The organism is Kitasatospora sp. NPDC004723 (assembly GCF_040609255.1).
Lineage (GTDB): Bacteria > Actinomycetota > Actinomycetes > Streptomycetales > Streptomycetaceae > Kitasatospora.
The window spans coordinates 292,764-315,896 of sequence record NZ_JBEXJT010000002.1 but is presented as its reverse complement, the minus strand read 5'-3'; the positions used below and the strand labels follow the sequence as shown (position 1 = coordinate 315,896).

Annotated in this window: 1 protein-coding gene; it reads right to left on the bottom strand. The window is 75.8% G+C overall.

What is annotated here, in order from left to right; all coding sequences use genetic code 11:
* Nucleotides 1-20 precede the first annotated feature (20 nt).
* On the bottom strand, nt 21-23,087 hold the full coding sequence (locus tag ABZW10_RS04325; protein WP_355359649.1) for a type I polyketide synthase: 23,067 nt from the start codon (nt 23,085-23,087) through the stop codon (nt 21-23).
* Between the last annotated feature and the right edge of the window lie 46 nt (nt 23,088-23,133).

The following is a 23,133-nucleotide window of genomic DNA, read 5'->3' as shown; positions in this document are numbered from 1 at the left end:
GTCCGCCAACTCTCCGGGGGTCAGGAGATGCCGAACTCCTTGCCGATGAAGTCGTACATCTCGTCGTCGGTCGCGCCGCTGAGCTCGTCGGCGATTCCGGTCTGCTCCGCCGGGGCGGCGTCCGCCCACAGCGCCGCCAGCGCCCGCAGCCGCGAGGCGATGGCCGTCCGGCCCTCGCCGTCCGCTGCCGCCGCGCGCAACGTCGCCTCCAGGTCGTCGAGTTCGGCGAGCAGCGCGCCGACCCCGGGCGCCGCCGGTGCGGTCTCGGCGCGCAGGTACTCGGCGAGCTCGTTGGGCGTCGGGTAGTCGAAGATCAGCGTGGGCGGCAGCCGCAGTCCGCTCGCCGTGGCGAGGCGGTTGCGCAGGTCCACCGCGGTCAGCGAGTCGAACCCGAGTTCGCGCAACTGCCTTTCGGGGCGCACCGCCTGGGGCGAGGCGAGCCCGAGGACGGAGGCCACGTGCTCGCAGACCACGTCCAGCAGCAGCTTTTGCTGCTCGGCCTCGCCCAGGCCGGTCAGCCGGGCCGACAGCGTCACCGCCGCGTCCGGCGTCGCGCTCGCGGCGGCCCGCCGGGCCGGCATCCGCACCAGCCCCCGCAGCAGCGCGGGCAGCGAGCCCTCCGCGGCCTGGGCCCGCAGACCCGCGGCGTCCAGCCGCACCGGCACGACGGTCGTCCCGACCCGGCCGGAGGCGGCGGCGTCGAAGAGCGCCAGGCCTTCCTCGGTGGCGAGCGGCAGTACTCCGCCGCGGGCCATCCTGGCGCGGTCGGCCGCCGTCATCCGACCGGTGATCCCGCTGCCTTCGGCCCACAGGCCCCAGGCCAGCGAAACCGCCGGCAGTCCGGCCGCCCGCCGCTGCAACGCGAGCGCGTCCAGGAACGCGTTCGCCGCCGCGTAGTTGCCCTGCCCCGCACTGCCGAACACCCCGGCGGCGGAGGAGAACAGGACGAACGCCGACAGCTCCAAGTCCCGCGTCAACTCGTCCAGATGCAGCGCCGCATCCACCTTCGGACGGAACACCCGGTCGATCCGCTCCGGTGACAAGGACTCGATCAGCCCGTCGTCCGTCACACCCGCCGCGTGCACGACCCCCGTCAGCGGGTGCTCGGCCGGGACGGCCGCCAGCAACCCGGCCAGCGCGTCACGGTCCGCCACGTCACAGGCCTCGACGACGACCTCGGCACCCGCCGCCGTCAACTCCGCCACCAACTCGGCCATACCCTCGGCAGCCGCACCCGAACGGCTCACCAGCAACAACCGGCGCACACCCCGCTCGGCCACCAGATGCCGCGCCACCACACGTCCCAACGTGCCCGAGGCACCCGTCACCAGCACCGTGCCACCCTCGACAAAGGGGAGGGCAGGACCCTCGTCCGTCGCCTCGATCCGCGCGAGCCGGGGCACCAGCACCTGGCCGTCGCGCACCGCAACCTGCTCCTCACCCGCGTCGAGCAGTGCGGGCAGGGCGCGCACCGAGTCCGCGTCCCGGTCCAGGTCGACCAGGAGGAAACGGCCCGGGTGCTCCGACTGCGCGGAGCGCACCAGGCCCCGGACGGCGGCCTGGGCCGGGTCGACCTCCTTGTCGCCGTCCCGCGCGACCACGGCGTTGCCGGTCAGCACCACCAGCCGGGAGCCGGTGAGCCGTTCGTCGGACACCCAGCGCTGCAACAGCTCCAGCATCCGGTGGACGCTGCGGTGCACGTGCTCGGCGGGGTGGTCGCTGTCGACCTTGCCGCCCGCGGCGGCCAAAACCACCTCGGGCACCCGGCCACCGCGCTCCAGCCGCCGCAGCACGGCGGGCAGGTCGGGGTGGAAGTCGGCGCGTGCTCCGGTCTCCTCGACGGCGGCGCGCAGGCCGTCGTCCTCACCGATGACGGCCCACGACTCGCCCATCGACCGCCACTCGACGGGCAGCACCGTCCAGTCGACGCGGTGGAGCGAGTCCGGCCGGCCACCGCGGGCGGCGCTCAACTCCTCGCTGGAGAAGGGGCGCAGGAGGAGGGAGTCGACCGAGACGACGGGCCGGCCGGTGGCGTCGGCGACCAGCAGCGAGACGGCGTCCTGCCCGGCCGGGGCCAGCCGCACACGCAGCGCGTGCGCACCGGTCGCCGCGAGCCGCACGCCGCTCCAGGCGAACGGGATCCGCCCCTGACCGGTGTCGGGCAGCAACCCGCCCAGACCCACCGCGTGCAGGGCCGCGTCCAGCAGCGCCGGATGCACACCGAAGCCGCCGACCTCCGCGCCCTCCGGCAGCACGACCTCGGCGAACACCTCCTCCCCGCGCCGCCACACCTGACGCAGCCCCCGGAACACCGGGCCGTAGTCCAGGCCCAGTTCGGCGAGGCGGTCGTAGCAGCCTTCGGTCGCCACGTCCTCCGCCGCACTCGGCGGCCACTCCACGAGGTCGAACGCCTCGCCCCGCCCGGGTGCGACCGCTCCGGTCGCGTGGCAGATCCACGGCTCGGCGCCGTCGCCCGCCTCCGGCCGCGCATACACGCTCACCGTGCGGCGGCCGGACTCGTCGGCGCCGCCGACCGTGATCTGCACCTGCACCGCGCCCCGCTCGGGCAGGACCAGCGGCGCCCGGAGCGTCAGCTCCTCCAGGAGGTCGCAGCCCACCTCGTCACCGGCCCTCAGCACCAGGTCCACCAGCGCCGTCCCGGGCAGCAGGACCGCGCCCGCCACGACGTGGTCCGCCAGCCACGGCTGCGCCGCCGGCGACAAGCGGCCGGTCAGCAGCGCGCCCTCACCACCCGCGAGCGCGACCGCCGCTCCCAGCAGGGGGTGGTCGGCCGCCGTCAGGCCCGCCGCCGTGATGTCACCCGCCGGCCGGCCCGACTCCAGCCAGTACCGCTCGTGCTGGAAGGCGTACGTCGGCAGATCGACCCGCCGGGCGCCGCGACCGGCGAAGACGGCGTCCCAGTCGAGGGTGATGCCGTGGGTGTGGAGCTGAGCGAGGGCGGTGGTGAAGGCCTCGGCCTCGGGGCGGTCGGCGCGCAGGGCCGGGACGGCTACGGTCTCGGCCAGGGTCTCCTGGACCATCGGGGTCAGGCCGCCGGGGCCAACTTCCAGGAACGCCGTCACACCGTTGGCCGCGAGCGTCTGGACGGCGTCGGCGAACCGGACCGTGTGGCGAACGTGCCGCACCCAGTAGTCGGGGTCCGCCAACTCTTCGGCGGTGACCGGCTGTCCGGTGAGCGTCGAGACGATCGGGCGGCTCGGCTCGGCGAAGGTGACACGCTCGGCGACCTCGCGGAAGCGGGCCAGCATCGGCTCCATCAGCGGCGAGTGGAACGCGTGCGAGACGGCGAGCCGCTTCGTACGACGACCGTCGGCCGTCAGCAGGGTGACGATCTCCGCCACGGCATCCTCGGCTCCCGAAATGACCACCGACGTGGGCCCGTTGACGGCCGCGATGCCCACCAGGTCCGCACGTCCGGCCAGCAGCGGCACCACCTCGTCCTCCGAGGCCTGCACCGCCACCATCGCGCCGCCAGGCGGCAGCTCCTGCATCAACCGACCACGCGCCACCACCAGTTCAGCGGCATCGGCCAGCGAGAGGACTCCGGCGACGTGGGCGGCGGCGAACTCGCCGATCGAGTGGCCTGCCAGGAAGTCCGCCCGCACACCCCACGACTCCACCAGCCGGAACAGCGCCACCTCCACCGCGAACAACGCCGGCTGGGTGAACTCGGTCCGGTTGAGGAGTTCCGGGTCCTCGCCGAACACCACGTCATGCAAGGGCCGTTCGAGGTGGACGTCCAGGTGGGCGCAGGCCTCGTCGAAGGCCTCCGCGAACACCGGGAAGGACGCGTGCAGCTCACGCCCCATCCCCAACCGCTGACTCCCCTGCCCCGAGAACAGGACCGCGAGCCCGGCGTCCGGCGTAGCGGAGCCCCGCGCCGACCCGACGGGCTGCCGGTCCTCGGCTATCGCGGCCACGCTCCGGAGCAGTTCCTCCCGGTCCCGGCCCACCACCACCGCGCGGTGCTCCAGCGCGGCGCGCGAGGTGGCCAGCGAGTAGCCGAGGTCCACCGGGTCGAGCTCCGGGCGCTCGGTGACAAACGCGGCCAGGCGCCGCGCCTGCGCCCGCAGCGCGGGCTCGTCCTTGGCGAACAGCGTCCACGGCACGACGGCCGCGTCCCGAACCGGCGTGCTCGGCGGCCGTTCGTCGGTGACCGCCGCCGGGGGCTGCTCCAGCACGACGTGGGCGTTGGTGCCGCTGACGCCGAACGAGGAGACGCCGGCCCGGCGCGGACGATCGCCGGAAGGCCACTCCACCGACTCGGCCAGCAGCCGCACCGCGCCCGCTGACCAGTCCACGTGCGACGACGGCTCGTCCACGTGCAGGGTCCTCGGCAGCACCCCGTGCCGCATCGCCATCACCATCTTGATCACACCCGCCACACCCGCCGCGGCCTGGGTGTGACCGATGTTCGACTTGATCGACCCGAGCCACAAAGGCCGTTCGCGGTCCTTCCCGTAGGTGGCCAGCAGCGCCTGCGCCTCGATCGGGTCGCCCAGCGTGGTCCCGGTACCGTGCGCCTCCACCACGTCCACCTCGGCGGCCGACAGCCCGGCACTCGCCAGCGCCTGCCGGATCACCCGCTGCTGCGACGGCCCGTTCGGCGCCGTCAGCCCGTTCGACGCACCGTCCTGGTTCACCGCCGAGCCCCGCACCACGGCCAGTACCCGGTGCCCGTTGCGCTCCGCGTCCGACAGCCGCTCGACCAGCAGCATGCCCGCGCCCTCGGCCCACCCGGTGCCGTCCGCCCCAGCGCCGAACGCCTTGCAGCGGCCGTCCGCCGACAACCCGCGCTGCCGGCTGAACTCGATGAAGGTGTTCGGTGTCGCCATCACGGTGACGCCACCAACCAGCGCCAGCGAGCACTCGCCCGAGCGCAGCGCCTGCGCCGCCAGGTGCAGGGCGACCAGCGAGGACGAGCACGCCGTGTCCACCGTCACCGCCGGGCCCTCCAGACCGAAGGAGTAGGCCACCCGGCCGGACGCCACGCTGCCGGAGGTCCCCATGCCGAGGTGGCCTTCGAGGCCGTCCGGCACCTCCGCGAGCTGCGACGCGTAGTCGTGGTACATGACGCCGGCGAAGACGCCGGTCCGCGAACCCTTCACCGAGGTCGGATCGATCCCCGCCCGCTCGAACGCCTCCCAGGACGTCTCCAACAGCAACCGCTGCTGCGGATCCATCGCCAGCGCCTCACGCGGCGAGATCCCGAAGAACCCGGGGTCGAACTCCCCCGCCCCGTACAGGAACCCACCCTCACGCGTGTAACTCGTCCCGGCATGCTCCGGATCCGGGTGATACAACCCCTCCAGATCCCAGCCACGGTCCGCCGGGAACCCACCGATCGCGTCACCACCCTCCGCCACCAACCGCCACAACTCCTCCGGCGAGGCGACTCCGCCCGGGAAGCGGCAGCTCATCCCCACGATCGCGATCGGCTCGCCGTCCACCGAGGGCAGAGCCGGACCGGCGGCCTCCCGCTCGGCCGACGACGAACCCACCAGCTCGGCCAGCAGGTGGCGCGCCAGCGCCTCCGGCGTCGGATGGTCGAACACCAGCGTCGCCGGCAACCGCACCCCGCAGGCCACGTTCAACGCGTTCCGCAACTCCACCGCCGTCAGCGAGTCGAAGCCCAGCTCCCTGAACTGGCGGTCCACCGCGACGGTGGCCGCCGACTCGTGGCCCAGGACCGTGGCCGCCTGCTCGCGCACCAGGGCCTGGACGATGTCGAGCTGCTCGGCGGCGGGGCGGCCCGCCAGTCGCTGGATCAGCGACGAACCGGTCGCCGCCGTGGCGGAGCCGTCGAGCGTGCGCCGCAGCGGGGTGCGCACCAGGCCGCTGAGCACCGCCGGCAGCGCCCCGGAGCGGGCCTGGGCCGCCAGCGTGGCGGCCTCCAGCCGGGTGGGCACGACCACCGGATCGGCGCTGCGGAGGGCTGCGTCGAACAGCGCCAGGCCGTCCTCGGTCCCGATCGCGGTCATCCCGGACCGGGAGATCCGGCGCCGGTCCACCTCGCTCAACTCACCGCTGAGCGCGCTGTCCTGAGCCCACAGCCCCCAGGCCATCGACACCGCCGACAGCCCGGCCGCCCGGCGCCGCCGCGCGAGCGCGTCCACGAAGACGTTCGCCGCCGCGTAGTTGCCCTGCCCCGCACTGCCCAGCACGCCGGCGGCGGAGGAGAACAGGACGAACGCCGACAGCTCCAAGTCCCGCGTCAACTCGTCCAGATGCAGCGCCGCATCCACCTTCGGACGGAACACCCGATCGATCCGCTCCGGCGACAACGACTCGACCAGCCCGTCGTCCGTCACACCCGCCGCGTGCACGACCCCCGTCAGCGGGTGCTCGGCCGGGACGGCCGCCAGCAGCGCGGCCAGCGCGTCACGGTCCGCCACGTCGCACGCCGCCGTGACCGCCTCCGCGCCCAGCACGGCGAGTTCGGCCTCGAACTCCGCCGCGCCCGGCGCCAGCGCCCCACGGCGGCTCGCCAGCAGCAGCCGGCGCACCCCGTGCGCGACGACCAGGTGCCGCGCCACCAGACGCCCCAACGTGCCCGAAGCACCCGTCACCAGCACCGTGCCACCCTCGGCAAAGCGAACCGCAGGGCCCTCGACGGCGGCGACCCGCGCCAGACGCGGCACCAGCACCTCACCACCGCGCACCGCGACCTGCGACTCACCCGACGCCACGGCCGCTGACACCGCTGCCGACACCGCCGCCTGGACGTCCCCGGCCCCCGGCTCCACATCCACCAGCACGAACCGGCCCGGATGCTCCGACTGCGCCGACCGCACCAGGCCCCACACCGCCGCCTGACCCTCGTCGACAGCACCCTCCGCGACCCCGCCACGGGTCACCACGACCAACCGCGAACCCTCGAAGCGCTGCTCTCCCAGCCACTGCCCGAGCAGGCCCAGCACACCGAGCACGGCAACACGCGCACCCTCGGCACCCTCACCCGACGGCGGGCACACCACCGCCAGCAGCCCGGGCACCTCCGCATCGGCCCCCGGAGCCTCCAGGCCCTCCCGGACCTCCACCTCGGCAGCCTCACCCACCGCCACCGGCGCGGGCACCCAGTCCACCCGGTAGAGCCCGCCCGCCACCGCCGATCCGGCGGCGGCGAGCTGCTCGTCCGTCACCGACCGCAGGGCCAGCGCCTCCACCGAGGCCACCGGCTGGCCTTCGCCGTCCGCGATCGACAGCGACACGGCGTCCGCTCCGGCAGCGGAGCCGGCCGCCGGGGCCAGCCGGACCCGCAACGCGGTCGCGCCGGTGGCGGACACGCCCACCCCGGTCCACGAGAAGGGCAGCCGCCCCTCGGGGCCGTCGGCGAGGAACCCGCCCAGGGCCATCGCGTGCAGGGCGGAGTCGAGCAGGGCAGGGTGCAGCGCGAGGCCGGCCACCGGGACGTCCTCGGGCAGCGCGACCTCGGCCAGGAGCGCCGACCCGTGCCGCCACACGGCACGCAGGCCCCGGAACACCGGGCCGTAGCCGAAGCCGGCCTCCTCCAGTCGCTCGTAGCAGCCTTCGATGTCCACCGCCGTCGCACCGGCCGGCGGCCAGACGGCCGCGTCGACGGTGTCCGGCGAGGCCGCGTCCACGGCCCGCGCGAGGAGGCCGGTGGCGTGGCTCGTCCACGGGGCATCCGCCGCCGTGCCGTCCTCGGGGCGCGAGTGGATCTCCAGCGCCCGCCGCCCGGTCGTGTCGGCGGCTCCGACGGTCACCCGCAGCTGCACCGCGTCCCGCGCGGGGAGCACCAGCGGTGCGGCGAGGGTCAGTTCGTCCACCCGGTTACACCCGGCCTCGTCGCCGGCCCGGACGGCCATCTCCAGGAAGGCCGTGCCAGGCAACAGGGTCACACCGGAGACGGCGTGGTCCGCCAGCCAGGGGTGGGTGGGGAGCGACAGGCGGCCGGTGAGCAGAACGCCGCCGTCGGGCAGGCTCGCCGCCGCGCCCAGCAGGGCGTGCTCCGCGGCGGCCAGGCCGACGGAGGTCACGTTCCCGGCGGTCGCGGGCGCCTCCAGCCAGTAGTGGCGGCGCTGGAAGGCATAGGTCGGCAGATCGACCCGCCGGGCGCCGCGACCGGCGAAGACCGTGTCCCAGTCGAGGGTGGTGCCGTGGGTGTGGAGGTGGGCGAGGGCGGCGGTGAAGCCCTCGGCCTCGGGGCGGTCGGCACGCAGGGCCGCGACGGCGACGGTCTCGGCCAGGGTCTCCTGGACCATCGGGGTCAGGCCGCCAGGCCCGATCTCCAGGAAGGCCGTCGCCCCCTGGTCCTCCAGGGTCTTCACCGCGTCGGCGAACCGGACGGCGTGGCGGACGTGCCGCACCCAGTAGTCCGGGTCGGCCAACTCCTCGGCGGTGACGAGCCGTCCGGTGAGCGTCGAGACGATCGGCCGGCTCGGCTCGGCGAAGGTGACACGCTCGGCGACCTCGCGGAAGCGGGCCAGCATCGGCTCCATCAGCGGCGAGTGGAACGCGTGCGAGACGGCGAGCCGCTTCGTGCGGCGGCCCTCGGCGGCGAGCAGGCCGACGACCTCCGCCACGGCCTCTTCCGCACCCGAAATAACCACCGATGTGGGACCGTTGACGGCCGCGATACCCACCAGGTCCTCACGGCCGGCCAGCAGCGGCAGCACCTCGGCCTCCGAGGCCTGCACCGCCACCATCACGCCGCCGGGCGGCAGCTCCTGCATCAACCGACCACGCGCCACCACCAGTTCAGCGGCATCGGCCAGCGAGAACACTCCCGCGACATGAGCGGCGGCGAACTCGCCTATCGAGTGACCGGCCAGGAAGTCCGCCCGCACACCCCACGACTCCACCAACCGGAACAGCGCCACCTCCACCGCGAACAACGCCGGCTGCGTGAACTCCGTCCGACCCAGCAGCTCCGCATCCTCGCCGAACACCACGTCACGCAAGGGCCGTTCGAGGTGGGCGTCCAGGTGCGCGCAGACCTCGTCGAAGGCCTCCGCGAACACCGGGAACGAAGCATGCAGCTCACGCCCCATCCCCAGCCGCTGACTCCCCTGACCCGAGAACACGAACGCCGGCCGTCCGACCGAGGACCCCGCCTCGCCCGTCACGACGCCGGCGGCCGACCGCCGGTCCTCCGCCACCGCCGACAGGCCCAGGAGCAGTTCCTCCCGGTCACGGCCCACCACCACCGCGCGGTGCGTCAGCGCGGCGCGCGAGGTCGCCAACGACCGGCCGACCTCGGCGAGTCCCAGCTCCGGACGCTCGGCGAGGTGCGCGAGCAGGCGCTCCGCCTGGCCCCGCAGGGCGGCCGGATCCTTCGCCGACAGCGGCCAGGCGACGGCGAGGCCGGACGTCGGCTCGTCCTCCAGCCGCTGATCGACGACCGCCGCCGGGGGCTGCTCCAGCACGACGTGGGCGTTGGTGCCGCTGACCCCGAAGGAGGAGACGCCGGCCCGGCGCGGACGGCCGTTCACGGACCACTCCACCGGTTCCGACAGCAGCTCCACCGCGCCCGCCGACCAGTCGACGTGCGGCGAGGGCTCGTCCACGTGCAGAGTCTTCGGCAGCACCCCGTGCCGCATCGCCATCACCATCTTGATCACACCCGCCACACCCGCCGCGGCCTGGGTGTGACCGATGTTCGACTTCAACGACCCGAGCCACAGCGGCCGTTCACGGTCCTGCCCGTAGGTCGCCAGCAGCGCCTGCGCCTCGATCGGGTCGCCCAGCGTCGTCCCGGTACCGTGCGCCTCCACCACGTCCACGTCCGCCGCCGACAGCCCTGCACTCGCCAGCGCCTGCCGGATCACCCGCTGCTGCGACGGCCCGTTCGGCGCCGTCAGCCCGTTCGACGCACCGTCCTGGTTCACCGCCGAACCCCGCACCACCGCCAGCACCCGGTGCCCGTTGCGCTCCGCGTCCGACAGCCGCTCGACCAGCAGCATGCCCGCACCCTCGGCCCACCCGGTGCCGTCCGCCCCGGCCCCGAACGCCTTGCAGCGCCCGTCCACCGACAACCCGCGCTGCCGGCTGAACTCCACGAAGATGCTCGGCGTGGCCATCACGGTGACGCCGCCGACCAACGCCAGCGAGCACTCACCGGAGCGCAGCGCCTGCGCCGCCAGGTGCAGCGCGACCAGCGAGGACGAGCACGCCGTGTCCACCGTCACCGCAGGCCCCTCCAGGCCGAAGGTGTAGGCCACCCGGCCCGAAGCGATGCTCCCCGCACTGCCGTTGACCAGGTAGCCCTCGAACCCTTCGGGCGCGACGGGCAGGCGGGAACCGTAGTCGTGGTACATGACGCCGGCGAAGACGCCGGTCCGCGAACCCTTCACCGAGGTCGGATCGATCCCCGCCCGCTCGAACGCCTCCCAGGACGTCTCCAGCAGCAACCGCTGCTGCGGATCCATCGCCAGCGCCTCACGCGGCGAGATCCCGAAGAACGACGGGTCGAACTCCCCCGCCCCGTACAGGAACCCACCCTCACGCGTGTAACTCGTCCCGGCATGCTCCGGATCCGGGTGGTACAACCCCTCCAGATCCCAGCCACGGTCCGCCGGGAACCCACCGATCGCGTCACCACCCTCCGCCACCAGCCGCCACAGCTCCTCCGGCGAGCGCACCCCACCGGGGTACCGGCAGCTCATGCCGACGATCGCGATCGGCTCACCGTCCGCCGACGGCAGGACGGGAGCGGAAGGCTCCACCGCCGCCGCCGCCGACGAACCCACCAGCTCGGCCAGCAGGTGGCGCGCCAGCGCCTCCGGCGTCGGATGGTCGAACACCAGCGTCGCCGGCAACCGCACCCCGCAGGCCGCGTTCAACGCGTTCCGCAGCTCCACCGCCGTCAGCGAGTCGAAGCCCAGGTCCTTGAAGGCCCGTTCGGGATCGACCTGCTCCGGGGAGGCGTGGCCGAGCGCGGTCGCGATCTGCAGCCGGACCAGGTCCAGCAGGAGGCGCAGCCGCTCGGCCTCGGCCAGTGGGGCCAGCCGGCCGGCCAGCGTGCCGGAGTCGCCCGCGGCCGGGGCGTCGACGGCCCGGGTCCGTCGACTGCCGGCCCTGACCAGCCCGCGCAGCAGGGCCGGGACCTCCCCGTCCGCCGCCCGGACGCGCAGCCCGGCGGTGTCCAGCCGCACCGGGAAGAGCACGTCGCCGTCGGTCGCGCACGCGGCGTCGAACAGGGCGAGCGCGTCGGCGGAGTCCATCGCGGCCAGGCCCATCCGCCGGATCCGGGCCAGGTCGGCGGTGGCGAGCTTGCCGGTCATGCCGCTGCCCTCGGCCCACAGGCCCCAGGCCAGCGAGACGCCCGGCAGTCCGGCCGCCCGGCGCCGCTGCGCGAGCGCGTCCAGGAAGGCGTTCGCCGCCGCGTAGTTGCCCTGCCCGGCGCCGCCGAGCGTGGCGGAGACGGAGGAGAACAGCACGAACGCGGACAGGTCCAGGTGCCGGGTCAGCTCGTGGAGGTTGAGCGCCGCCGCCACCTTGGGGCGCAGCACCCGGTCCATCCGCTCGGGTGTCAGGGCGGAGACGACGCCGTCGTCCGTCACGCCGGCCGCGTGCACCACGGCCGACAGCGGGCGGTCGGCGGGGACGGTCGCGAGCAGCGCGGCGAGCGCGTCGCGGTCCGCGACGTCGCAGGCGGCGGTGACGGGCTCGGCGCCCAGGGCCGCGAGCTCGGCCTCGAACTGTTCCGCTCCCTCGGCCGTGAGTCCGCGGCGGCTCACCAGCAGGAGGTGCCGGACGCCGTGCTCGGTGACCAGGTGGCGCGCCACCAGCCGGCCGAGCGTGCCGGTCGCGCCGGTGATCAGCGTGGTGCCCTCGATCGGGAAGCTCCGGTCGGTGTCCGGTCCCGGGTCGGCGGTCTTCGCCAGGCGGGGCAGCAGGAGGCGGCCGGCCCGCACGGCGAGCTGCGGCTCACCGCTGCCCAGCACGGCGGGCAGCACCTCGGCCGCGTCGGTGTCCCGGTCCAGGTCGACCAGCACGAACCGGTCCGGGTGTTCCGACTGCGTCGAGCGCAGCAGGCCCCAGACGGCGGCCTCGGCCGGGTCGAGCGTTGCGGGCGGGCCGTCGGGTGCGGTGGCGTGACGGGTCACCACCACCAGACGTGCGGCGCCGAACCGTTCGTCGGCCAGCCAGCGCTGTACGAGCCGCAGCGCCCGGTGGCCGGCGGCGCGGACGGCGTCGGCCGAGCCCGCGACGTCCGGCGGTTCGGTCGGGTCGGGCGCCACGGAGACGACCGCCACGTAGGCGGGTACCGGCGCACCGCTGTCGACGGCCTGCGCGAGCACGGACAGCTCGGCCTCGGCGGTGGAGGCCTCCAGCGTCAGGACCGCCGGCGCGGGCACCGCTTCGCTCGGCGGCGCGCTCACCCAGTCGAGCCGGAACAGCGCGTCCTGGCGGGTCCCGGCCGCGACGCGCAGTTGCTCGGCGTCGACCGGGCGCAGCACCAGGCGGCCGACCGTGGCGACCGGCAGGCCCGCGCCGTCGGCGACGAGCACCGACACCGTGTCCGGTCCGGCCGGGGTCAGCTTGATGCGGAGGACGGCGGCGCCGCCGGCCCGCAGGTCCACCTCGCCCCAGGAGAAGGGCAGCAGGCCCTGTCCGGTCTCGGTGCCGGAGAGCAGGCCGAGCCAGGAGGCGTGCAGCGCGGAGTCGAGCAGGGCGGGGTGGAGGCCGAAGGCTCCCGCCTGCGCGGCGGCCACGGCGGGCAGGGCGGCCTCGGCGAACAGGTGCTCGCCCTGCCGCCAGGCCCCGCGCAGGCCGCGGAACACCGGGCCGTAGCCGAAGCCCAGCTCGTCCAGCCGGTCGTAGAGGTCGCCGGTGTCGACCGGGGTGGCACCCGGGGGTGGCCAGGCGCTCAGGTCGAACGGTTCGGTCGGTGCGGGCCCGCTCGCGAGCGTCCCGCCGGCGTGGCGGGTCCACTCGTGCTCGTCGAGCCGGTCCTCCGGCCGGGAGTGCAGGTCGAGCGGGCGCCGTCCGTCGTGGTCCTCGGGGCCGACGGTGAGCCGAAGTTGGACGCCGCCGTGTCCGGGCAGCACCAGCGGGGCCTCCAGGGTGAACTCCTCGACCCGCTCATGGCCGACCTGGCGGCCCGCGCGCACGGCGAGTTCGACGAAGGCCGTGCCGGGTACCAGTACCACGCCGGAGACCGCGTGGTCGGTCAGCCAGGGGTGGGTGGCCTGCGAGAGCCGCCCGGTCAGCACCGTGGTGCCGTCCGGAAGGCCCACCACGGCTCCCAGCATGGGGTGTTCGGCCTCGGCCTGGCCGATCGCGGCCGCGTCGGCGGCCGTCGGCATCCGGAGCCAGTAGTGGCGGCGCTGGAAGGCGTAGGTCGGCAGGTCGACGCGTCGGGCGCCCCGGCCGGCGAGGACCGCGTCCCAGTCGAGGGCGACACCGTTGGCGTACAGGTGGGCGAGGGCGGTGGTGAAGGCCTCGGACTCGGCGTGGTCCGCGCGCAGGGCGGGCACCAGGACGGCGGGGCCGTCCGCCGACGTCTCCCGGGCCATCGGGGTCAGCACGGCGGTGGGGCCGAGCTCCAGGAAGGCCGTCGCACCGCCGGCCGCCAGGGTTCCGACGGCGTCGGCGAACCGGACGGCGTGGCGGACGTGCCGCACCCAGTACTCGGGGTCGGCCAGCTCCTCGGCGGTGAGGAACTGTCCGGTGAGCGTGGAGACGATCGGCAGCGCGGGCGCGGCGAAGGCCACGCGCTGCGCGACCTCGCGGAAGCCCGCCAGCATCGGCTCCATCAGCGGCGAGTGGAAGGCGTGCGACACGGCGAGCCGCTTCGTACGACGACCGTCGGCCGCCAGCAGGGTGACGACCTCCGCCACGGCCTCGTCGGCGCCCGAAATGACCACCGACGTCGGACCGTTGACGGCCGCGATGCCCACCAACTCCTCACGGCCGGCCAGCAGCGGCAGCACCTCGTCCTCCGCGGCCTGCACCGCCACCATCGCACCACCCGACGGCAGCTCCTGCATCAACCGGCCACGTGCCACGACGAGTTCGGCCGCATCGGCCAGCGAGAACACGCCGGCCACGTGGGCGGCGGCGAACTCGCCGATCGAGTGGCCGGCGAGGAAGTCCGCCCGCACGCCCCACGACTCGACGAGCCGGAACAGCGCGACCTCCACCGCGAACAACGCCGGCTGGGTGAACTCCGTCCGGTTCAGCAGCTCCGCGTCCTCGCCGAACACCACCTCACGCAGCGGCCGTTCGAGGTGGGCGTCCACGGCGGCGCAGGCCTCGTCGAAGGCCTCCGCGAACACCGGGAACACCGCGGACAGTTCACGCCCCATCCCCAGCCGCTGGCTCCCCTGACCCGAGAAGAGCAGCGCCACCCGGGCGCCGTCCGGGCCGGCCGCGCCGCGCACCAGCCGCGGCGCCGGCTCCTCGTTCGCCAACGCGGCCAGTCCGGCCAGCAGTTCGTCCCGGTCCCGGCCCACGATCACCGCGCGCCGCTCCAGCGCGGCCCGGCCGGTGGACAGCGAGAACGCCAGGTCGGCGAGGTCCAGCTCGGGGTGCTCGTCGAGGTGGGCGGCGAGCCGCCGGGCCTGGGACGGCAGGGCGTCGGCGTCCTTGCCGGAAAGCACCCAGGGCAGTGGGAGGTCCACCGCCTCCCCGGGTTCGCCGTCCTCGACCACGGCCACGGCCGGAGCCGCTTCCAGGATGACGTGGGCGTTGGTTCCGCTGACCCCGAAGGCCGACACGCCGGCCCGCAGCGGGCGGTCGGCGTCCGACGAGGACCACGCCACCGGCTCGGTCAGCAGCCGCACCGCGCCCGCCGACCAGTCCACGTGCGGGGTCGGCTCGTCCACGTGCAGGGTCTTCGGCAGCAGCCCGTGCCGCAGGGCCAGCACCATCTTGATCACGCCGGCCACCCCGGCCGCCGCCTGGGTGTGCCCGATGTTCGACTTCAACGACCCGAGCCACAGCGGCCGTTCACGGTCCTTCCCGTACGTCGCCAGCAGCGCCTGCGCCTCGATCGGGTCGCCCAGCGTGGTCCCGGTGCCGTGCGCCTCCACCGCGTCCACGTCCGCCGCCGACAGCCCGGCGTTCGCCAGCGCCTGCCGGATCACCCGCTGCTGCGACGGCCCGTTCGGCGCCGTCAGCCCGTTCGACGCACCGTCCTGGTTGATCGCCGAACCCCGCACCACCGCCAGCACCGGATGCCCGTTGCGCTCCGCGTCCGACAGCCGCTCCAGCAGCAGCATGCCGACGCCCTCGCCCCAGCCGGTGCCGTCCGCCGCCGCGGCGAAGGCCTTGCAGCGGCCGTCCGCGGCCAGCCCGCGCTGCCGGCTGAACTCCACGAAGACGCCGGGGTCGGCCATCACGGTCGCGCCGCCGGCCAGCGCCAGTGTGCACTCCCCCTGCCGCAGTGCCTGCACCGCCAGGTGCAGGGCCACCAGCGAGGCGGAGCAGGCCGTGTCCACCGTCACCGCCGGCCCCTCCAGGCCGAAGACGTAGGCCAGCCGGCCGGACATGACGCTGGCGGCGCGTCCGGTGAGCAGGTAGCCCTCGACACCCTCCGGGGAGCGGCCCGGGCCGGAGGCGTACTCCTGGCCGTTGGAGCCGACGAAGACGGCGGACGGCGTCCCCCTGAGCGTGGCCGGGTCGATGCCGGCCCGCTCGAAGGCCTCCCAGGAGGTCTCCAGCAGCAGGCGCTGCTGCGGGTCCATGGCCAGCGCCTCGCGCGGCGAGATCCCGAAGAAGCCGGCGTCGAACGCGGCGGCGTCGTGCAGGAACCCGCCCTCGCGGGCGTAAGTGGTGCCGAGGTGTTCGGGGTCGGGGTGGTAGAGGGTGTCGAGGTCCCAGCCGCGGTCCTCCGGGAAGCCGCCCAGTGCGTCGGTGCCGTCGGCCAGCAGACGCCACAGCTGCTCGGGCGACTGGACCCCGCCGGGGAACCGGCAGCTCATCGCGACGATCGCGATCGGCTCCCCGTCGGTGCCCGGGGCCGCCGGGCGCACCGCCTCGCGGCCCTCCTCGCGCTGCCCGCCGGCCTCGGCGTGCAGGTAGTCGGCCAGGGCGGCGGGGGTGGGGTGGTCGAAGACGACGGTGGTCGGCAGCCGCAGGCCGGTCGCCGCGGACAGCCGGTTGCGCAGTTCGACGGCGGTCAGCGAGTCGAAGCCGACCTCGCGGAAGGCGCGTCCGGGCTGGACGGCGGACGGGCCGACGTGGCCGAGCACGGTGGCGGCCTGGGCCCGCACCAGGTCCAGGACCGTGCGCGCTCCTTCGGCCTCGGACAGGCCCGCCAGCCGCTGGGCGAGCCCCGGTGTGCCCGCGCCGCCCTCGGCCCCGGCGCCGCCGTCGGCGTCCGCCGCGGCCCGGCCGCCGTCCAGCAGCCGGCGCGCCTCGGGCAGGTCGTCCAGCAGCGGGTAGCGGCCGGTGACGGCGAAGGCCGCCACGAACCGGTCCCAGGCGATGTCGGCGAGGGTGACCGCGGTGTCGTCGTGCTCCATGGCCCGGCGCAGTGCCTCGATGCCGAGGTCGGCGCGCATCGGGACGATGCCGCGTCGGCTGAGGTGCTGTTCGACGGCGCCGCCCATCATGCCGCCGGTGCCCCAGGAGCCCCAGGAGACGGCGGTGGCGGGCAGGCCCTGGGCCCGGCGGTGGTGGGCGAGCGCGTCCAGGAAGGCGTTGGCCGCGGCGTAGCCGCCCTGGCCGGCGTTGCCGACGACGCCGGCGACGGAGGAGAACAGGACGAAGAAGTCCAGGTCGCGGTCGGCGGTGAGGTCGTGCAGGTTGACGGCGGCGTCCACCTTGGGGCGCAGGATCCGCTCCAGGCGCTCGACGGTCAGCGCGTCGAGCACGCCGTCGTCCAGCACGCCGGCGGCGTGCACGACGCCGGTGAGCGGCGGAACCGCCGGGTCCCCGTGTTCCCCCGGCTCCCCCGGGCCGCCCGGGTCGCCCGGCTCCGCGGACAGCGAGTCGAGCAGTTCGCGCAGCTGCTCCCGGTCGGCGACGTCGCAGGCGACGATCGTGGTGCGGGCACCGATGGCCTCCAGTTCGGCGCGCAGTTCGGCGGCGCCCGGCGCGGCCTGACCGGCGCGGCTGGTCAGCACCAGGTGTTCGGCCCCCTCGTGCGCCAGCCAGCGGGCCACGTGGGCGCCGAGGGTGCCGGTGCCGCCGGTGAGCAGGACGGTGCCGCGCGGGCGCAGTCCGGCGCGGGCGGGGGCGGCGCTCGCGGCGGCCCTGACCAGGCGCCGGCCGAGCGCGGCGCCGTCGCGGACCGCCAGCTCGTCCTCGCCGCGCGAGCCGCCCAGGGCGCCGGTCAGCACGGCGAGCGCCCGGTCGTCCAGGTCCTCCGGCAGGTCGATCAGGCCGCCCCAGCGGTGCGGGTACTCGGCCCCCACCACGCGCCCGAGGCCCCACAGCTGGGCCTGCAGCGGGCTGCGGAGCGGGTCGTCCGGTCCGGTGGAGACGGCGCCCGAGGTGAGGCACCAGAGCGGGGCGCCGAGGTCGGCGTCGCCGAGCGCCTGGACCAGGGCGACGGTCGCGGCGAGGCCGGCCGTCACCCGGTGGTCGGCCAGCTCGTGCTCCTCCTCCGCCAGTAGGCACAGCACTCCGGTGAAGCCGGCGGTGTCCAGCGCGCCCAGCCGGGCGGCCAGCTGCCCGCGGTCCTCGGTCGGCTCGACGGCCAGCAGGTGGCTGCGCGCGCCGTGCTCGGACAGCGCGCCGCGGATCGCGGTGAGCCGGGGCCGCTCGTCGGCGGACGCGGGGGCGACGACCAGCCAGTTCCCGGTCACCGCCGCCGGGGTGCGCGGCAGGCGCTGCCAGCCGATCCGGTAGCGCCAGCCGTCGACCGTGGCGGTCTCGTCGGCCTGCCGGCGCCAGGCGGCCAGGCCGCCGAGCAGGTCGGCGAGCGCGGCGTCGGCGTCCAGGGCCAGGGTGTCGGCCAGGGCCTGGAGGTCCTCGCTCTCGACGGCCTCCCAGAAGCGGGTCTCGGCCGCGTCGCGGACCGCCGGGGCCGCGGTGGCGGGCGCCTCGGGGTCCAGCCACAGGCGGCGGCGCTGGAAGGGGTAGGTGGGCAGGGCGGGGGTGCGCGCGGGACGGCCGGGGAAGACCGCCGGCCAGTCGACGTCCACCCCGCGGACGTGGGCCTCGCCCAGGGCCCGCAGGAAGCGGTCCGGGCCGCCCTGTCCGCGGTTGAGCGAGCCCACCACCTCGACGGGCGTCCCGGCGGCCTCGGCGCTCTCCTGGACGCCGATGGCGAGCACCGGGTGCGGGCTGATCTCGACGAACACCTGGTGGCCGTCGTCCAGCAGCCGCCGGGTGGCGGGCTCGAACCGCACGGTGCGGCGCAGGTTGCGGTACCAGTAGGCGGCGTCCAGCACCGCGCCCTCGACCGGCTCGCCGGTGACGGTGGAGTAGAACGGAACCTGCGGGGCGCGGGGCGTGATGCCCGCCAGCGCCTCGGCGAGTTCGTCCTCGATGGCCTCGACGTGGGCGCAGTGCGAGGCGTAGTCCACCGGCACCCGCCGGGCCCGTACGCCGTCGAGCTCGCAGCCGGCCATCAGTTCGTCCAGCGCGTCCGCGTCGCCGGACACCACGACCGAGCGGGGGCCGTTCACGGCGGCGACGCCGATCCGCCCCTCCCAGCGGGCCAGCCGCTCGGTGACCTCCGGCAGCGACTGCGGCAGGGCCACCATGCCGCCGAGTCCGGCGAGCCGGCCCAGCACCCGGCTGCGCAGCGCGACGACGCGGGCCGCGTCGTCGAGGTCCAGGGCGCCCGCCACGCAGGCGGCGGCGATCTCGCCCTGGGAGTGGCCGACGACGGCCGAGGGCCGGACGCCGCAGGAGGTCCACAGCTCCGCCAGCGACACCATGACGGCCCACAGCACGGGCTGCACGACGGCGGCGGCCTCCAGCGTCGGCGCGCCCGGCGCGCCGCGCAGCACGTCCTCCAGCGACCAGTCCACGTACGGGGCGAGCGCTGCGGCGCAGGCGCGCATCCGCTCGCGGAAGACCGCCGAGCCGTCCAGCAGGTCGACCGCCATGCCGGCCCACTGCGAACCCTGGCCGGGGAAGACGAAGACCACCCGCCGTCCCTCGACGGCCAGGCCCCGGGCGGTGTTCGGGGCGTCGCCGCCGTCGGCCAGCGCCCGCAGTCCGGCGGTCAGTTCGGCCTGGTCCGCGCCGACCACCACCGCCCGGTGCTCGAAGGCGGTGCGGGTGCGGGCCAGGGCGTGTCCGACCTCGTCGGGGCGCAGCCCGGGGTGGGCCTCGGCCAACGCGAGCAGGGCGCGGGCCTGGGCGGCGAGCGCCTCGGGGCCGCGGGCGGACAGCAGCCACGGCACGGGCTGCGCCGCGCTCCGCGGACCGTCCTCGGCCGAGGGCTCGTTGGGCTCGGCGGGCTCGGCGGGCTCGACGCGGTCGACGGGGTCGGCGGGCTCGGCGGGCTGGTTCGGCTCGTCCTGGTCGGCCGGCAGCGCCTGTTCGAGGATGGCGTGGGCGTTGGTGCCGCTGATGCCGAACGAGGAGACGCCGGCCCGGCGCGGGCGGTCGCCGGAGGGCCAGTCGACCGGCTCGGCCAGCAGCCGCACCGCGCCCGACGCCCAGTCGACCCGGGTGGAGGGCTCGGCCGCGTGCAGGCTCTTCGGCAGGACTCCGTGCTGCAGCGCGAGGACGGTCTTGATGACGCCGGCGACGCCGGCCGCGGCCTGGGTGTGGCCGATGTTCGACTTGAGCGAGCCGAGCCACAGCGGCCGGTCGGCGGGCCGGTCCTGACCGTAGGTCGCCAGGAGCGCCTGCGCCTCGATCGGGTCGCCGAGCGTGGTCCCGGTGCCGTGCGCCTCCACCGCGTCGACGTCGGCCGGGGTGAGCCCGGCGCCCGCCAGCGCCTGGCGGATGACGCGCTGCTGGGCGCTGCCGCTGGGGGCGGTCAGCCCGTTGCTGGCGCCGTCCTGGTTGATCGCGGTGCCGCGCAGCACCGCCAGCACGGGGTGGCCGTTGCGCCGGGCGTCGGACAGCCGCTCCAGCAGGACCATGCCGGTGCCCTCGGCGAGGCCGAAGCCGTCCGCCCGGTCCGAGAAGGCCTTGCAGCGGCCGTCGGGCGCGAGCGCCCGCTGGCGGCTGAACTCCAGGAACATGCCCACGGTGGGCATGACGGTGGCGCCGCCGGCCAGGGCCAGCGAGCACTCGCCCGAGCGCAGCGACTGCGCGGCCAGGTGCAGCGCCACCAGGGAGGACGAGCAGGCGGTGTCCACCGTGACCGCCGGCCCCTCCAGGCCGAAGGAGTAGGCGAGGCGTCCGGAGGCGACGCTGGCGGTGCTGCCGGTCAGCAGGTAGCCGCCGAGTTCCTCGTCGGCCAGGTGCAGGCGCGGGCCGTAGTCCGGGGTCATGACGCCGACGAAGGTGCCGGTGCGGCTGCCGCGCAGGCTCCGCGGCACGATGCCGGCCCGCTCGAACGCCTCCCAGGAGGTCTCCAGCAGCAGGCGCTGCTGCGGTTCCATGGCCAGCGCCTCGCGCGGCGAGATGCCGAAGAACTCGGGGTCGAAGTCGGCGGCGTCGTGCAGGAAGCCGCCCTCGCGCTGGTAGTAGTGCCCGGCCAGGCCCGGCTCGGGGTCGTAGAGCGCGTCGACGTCCCAGCCGCGGTCGCGCGGGAGGGCGGAGGCGGTGTCCTCGCCGGCGCTGAGCACCCGCCACAGCTCTTCGGGCGTGTCGATCCCGCCGGGCAGCCGGCAGCTCATCGCGACGATCGCGATCGGCTCGTCCCAGGCGGCCACCGTCTCGTCGTCGGCCGCCTGCCCGACCCCGCCGAGCGCCTCGGCCAGGAGGCGGCGCGCCAGGGAGCCGGGGGTGGGGTGCTCGAAGACCACGGTGTGCGGGAGGGCGAGTCCGGTGGCCTCGCCCAGCCGGTTGCGCAGTTCGACGGCGCCGACCGAGTCGAGGCCGAGGTCGCGGAAGGTCCGGTCGACGCCGGCCCCGCCGGTGCCGGCGCGGGCGAGCAGCGCGGCGGTCACGGCGTGGACCAGGTCGGTGGCGACGCGTTCGTGCTCGCTCGCGGGCAGGGCGAGCAGCCGCTCGCGCAGGCCCGGGCGCCCGGCCGCCGGGGCGGGTGCGTCGCCGGGCCGGCGGAAGGCGTAGGTGGGCAGCGGGACGTGACGCCGGGCCGGGGCGTCGAAGGCCGCCGTCCAGTCGACGGCCGCGCCCCGGACGTGCGCCTCGGCGAGCGCGGTGTGCAGGCGGCGCGGCCCGCCCTGGTCGCGGCGCAGCGAGCCGAGCGCGACGGCCGGGCTGTCGGCGAGGACGGCGCTCTCCTGCATCGCCGCGGTCAGCGAGGGGTGCGGGCCGATCTCGATCAGCAGGTCGTGGCCGTCGGCCAGCAGCGCGCCGGTGGTCCGCTCGAATCGGACGGGCCGGCGCAGCAGCGCGTACCAGTGGGCGGCGTCCGCCTCCCGGCCGTCGATGCGGGCGCCGTCCAGCGAGGAGTAGAGGGGGGTGTGGGCGGTGCGCGGGCGCAGGTCGGCGAGGCCGTCCAGCACCTGGTCGCGGATCTCCTCGATGTGGGGTGAGTGCGCGGCCACGTCCACGGCCACCTGCCGGGCGCGCACTCCGCCGGCGTTCAGCTCGGCGAGCAGGTCGAGGGCGGCGTCGGTGTCGCCGGAGACCACCACGGAGGTGGGACCGTTGGACGCGCTGACCACCACGCGGCCGTCGTAGGGTGCCAGCCGGGGCGCCAGTTGCGCCTCGGACAGCGGCACCACGACCATCGCGCCGCGGCCCGCCAGCGTCGCCTCCGCGCGGCTCCAGACGGCGACCACCCGGGCCGCTTCGGGCAGCGTGAGCGCGCCCGCGAGGTGGGCGGCGGCGACCTCGCCGAGGCTGTGGCCCGCGATGGCCTCGGCCCGCACTCCGCAGGCGCGCCAGGTCTCGGCGAGGGCCACCTGGAAGGTGAAGAGCGCGGGCTGGATGACGTCCACGCCCGCGAAGGGCCGCGCGCCGGGGGCGTCGCGCAGCACGTCGAGCACGTCGAAGTCCAGGTGGGGGGCGAGGGCTTCCCGGCACGCCTCGGCGGCCTCCCGGAACGGGGCGCAGGTGGCGAGGAGTCCGGCGCCCATGCCGACCCACTGCGCGCCCTGGGGCGGCAGCACGAAGGCGGTCCGGGCCGGGCCGGCGGTGCCCCGTACCAGGTTGGCGGCGAGGTCGCCGTGCGCCGTGGCCGCCAGTCCGGCGAGCAGTTCCGCGCGGTCCTCGCCGAGGACGACGGCGCGGTGGGCGAACCGGTGGCGGGTGGTGGCGAGGGCGTGGCCCACGTCGGCCGGGCGCAGGTCGGGACGGGCGGTCAGGTGCTCGTGGAGGCGCTGCGCCTGGGCGCGCAGTGCCTCGGGGTCCGCCGCGGAGACGACCCAGGCCACCGGGGCCGGGTCGGTCGCGGGTTCGGTCGCGGCCTCGGTCTCGGTGGCGTCGGTCTCGGTGGCGTCGGTCTCGGGCGTCACGAGGCGGCCGTCCCCGTGGAGCACCGCGTGGATCCGGTCGCCGTCGGCGAGCGCCCGGGCGAGCGGCTTGAGCAGGACGGCGCCGTGGCCGCCCGGCTCCGACGGCCCGTCGACCCCGTCCGGCCCGTCCGGCCCGGGGAGCAGCGGGTCCGGGCCGGCGACGAGCGCGAGGCCGCGCCCGCCGCCCCGCAGGCTCGCGCGGGCGGCGTCCACGGCCGCCCGCGCGGACCGCGTGACGGTGACGGCCGCGCCGCCGTCGGCCGGACGCAGCACGGCGCCCACCAGCTCGGCGAAGGCGAAGACCGAGGCGGCGTCGGAATCGGGGTCGAACTCGGGGTCGTCGGAGTCGGCGTCCGAGGTCCCGGGCCCGCCGTCCTCCGCCGCCTCCGGCGGCAGGGCGAGGAAGACACCGACGCCCTCGCCCGCCGCCGCCGCGGGGACGACACCGGCGTCCTCCAGGGCCTCCCAGAGCGGTTCCAGCAGCACGGCCCGGCCCGGGCCCGCCACGGCGGGCCCGGCGGACGGCAGACCGAAGAACTCCGCATCGATCTCGCTCGACGGCCGCGCCGGGCGACGGGCCGCACCGATGACCGCGATCGCTTCCTCGGTCGCCGTTCCGAACGCGGGCACAACCGAATCGAACTCGCTCATTACCATGCTCCATCGACCTGATGAATGACAGCCAGAACCGTGCTTT

Bases quoted from the DNA above. Each gene is read 5' to 3' on its own strand.
- ABZW10_RS04325 (WP_355359649.1), bottom strand. From the start codon at position 23,087: ATGAGCGAGTTCGATTCGGTTGTGCCCGCGTTCGGAACGGCGACCGAG.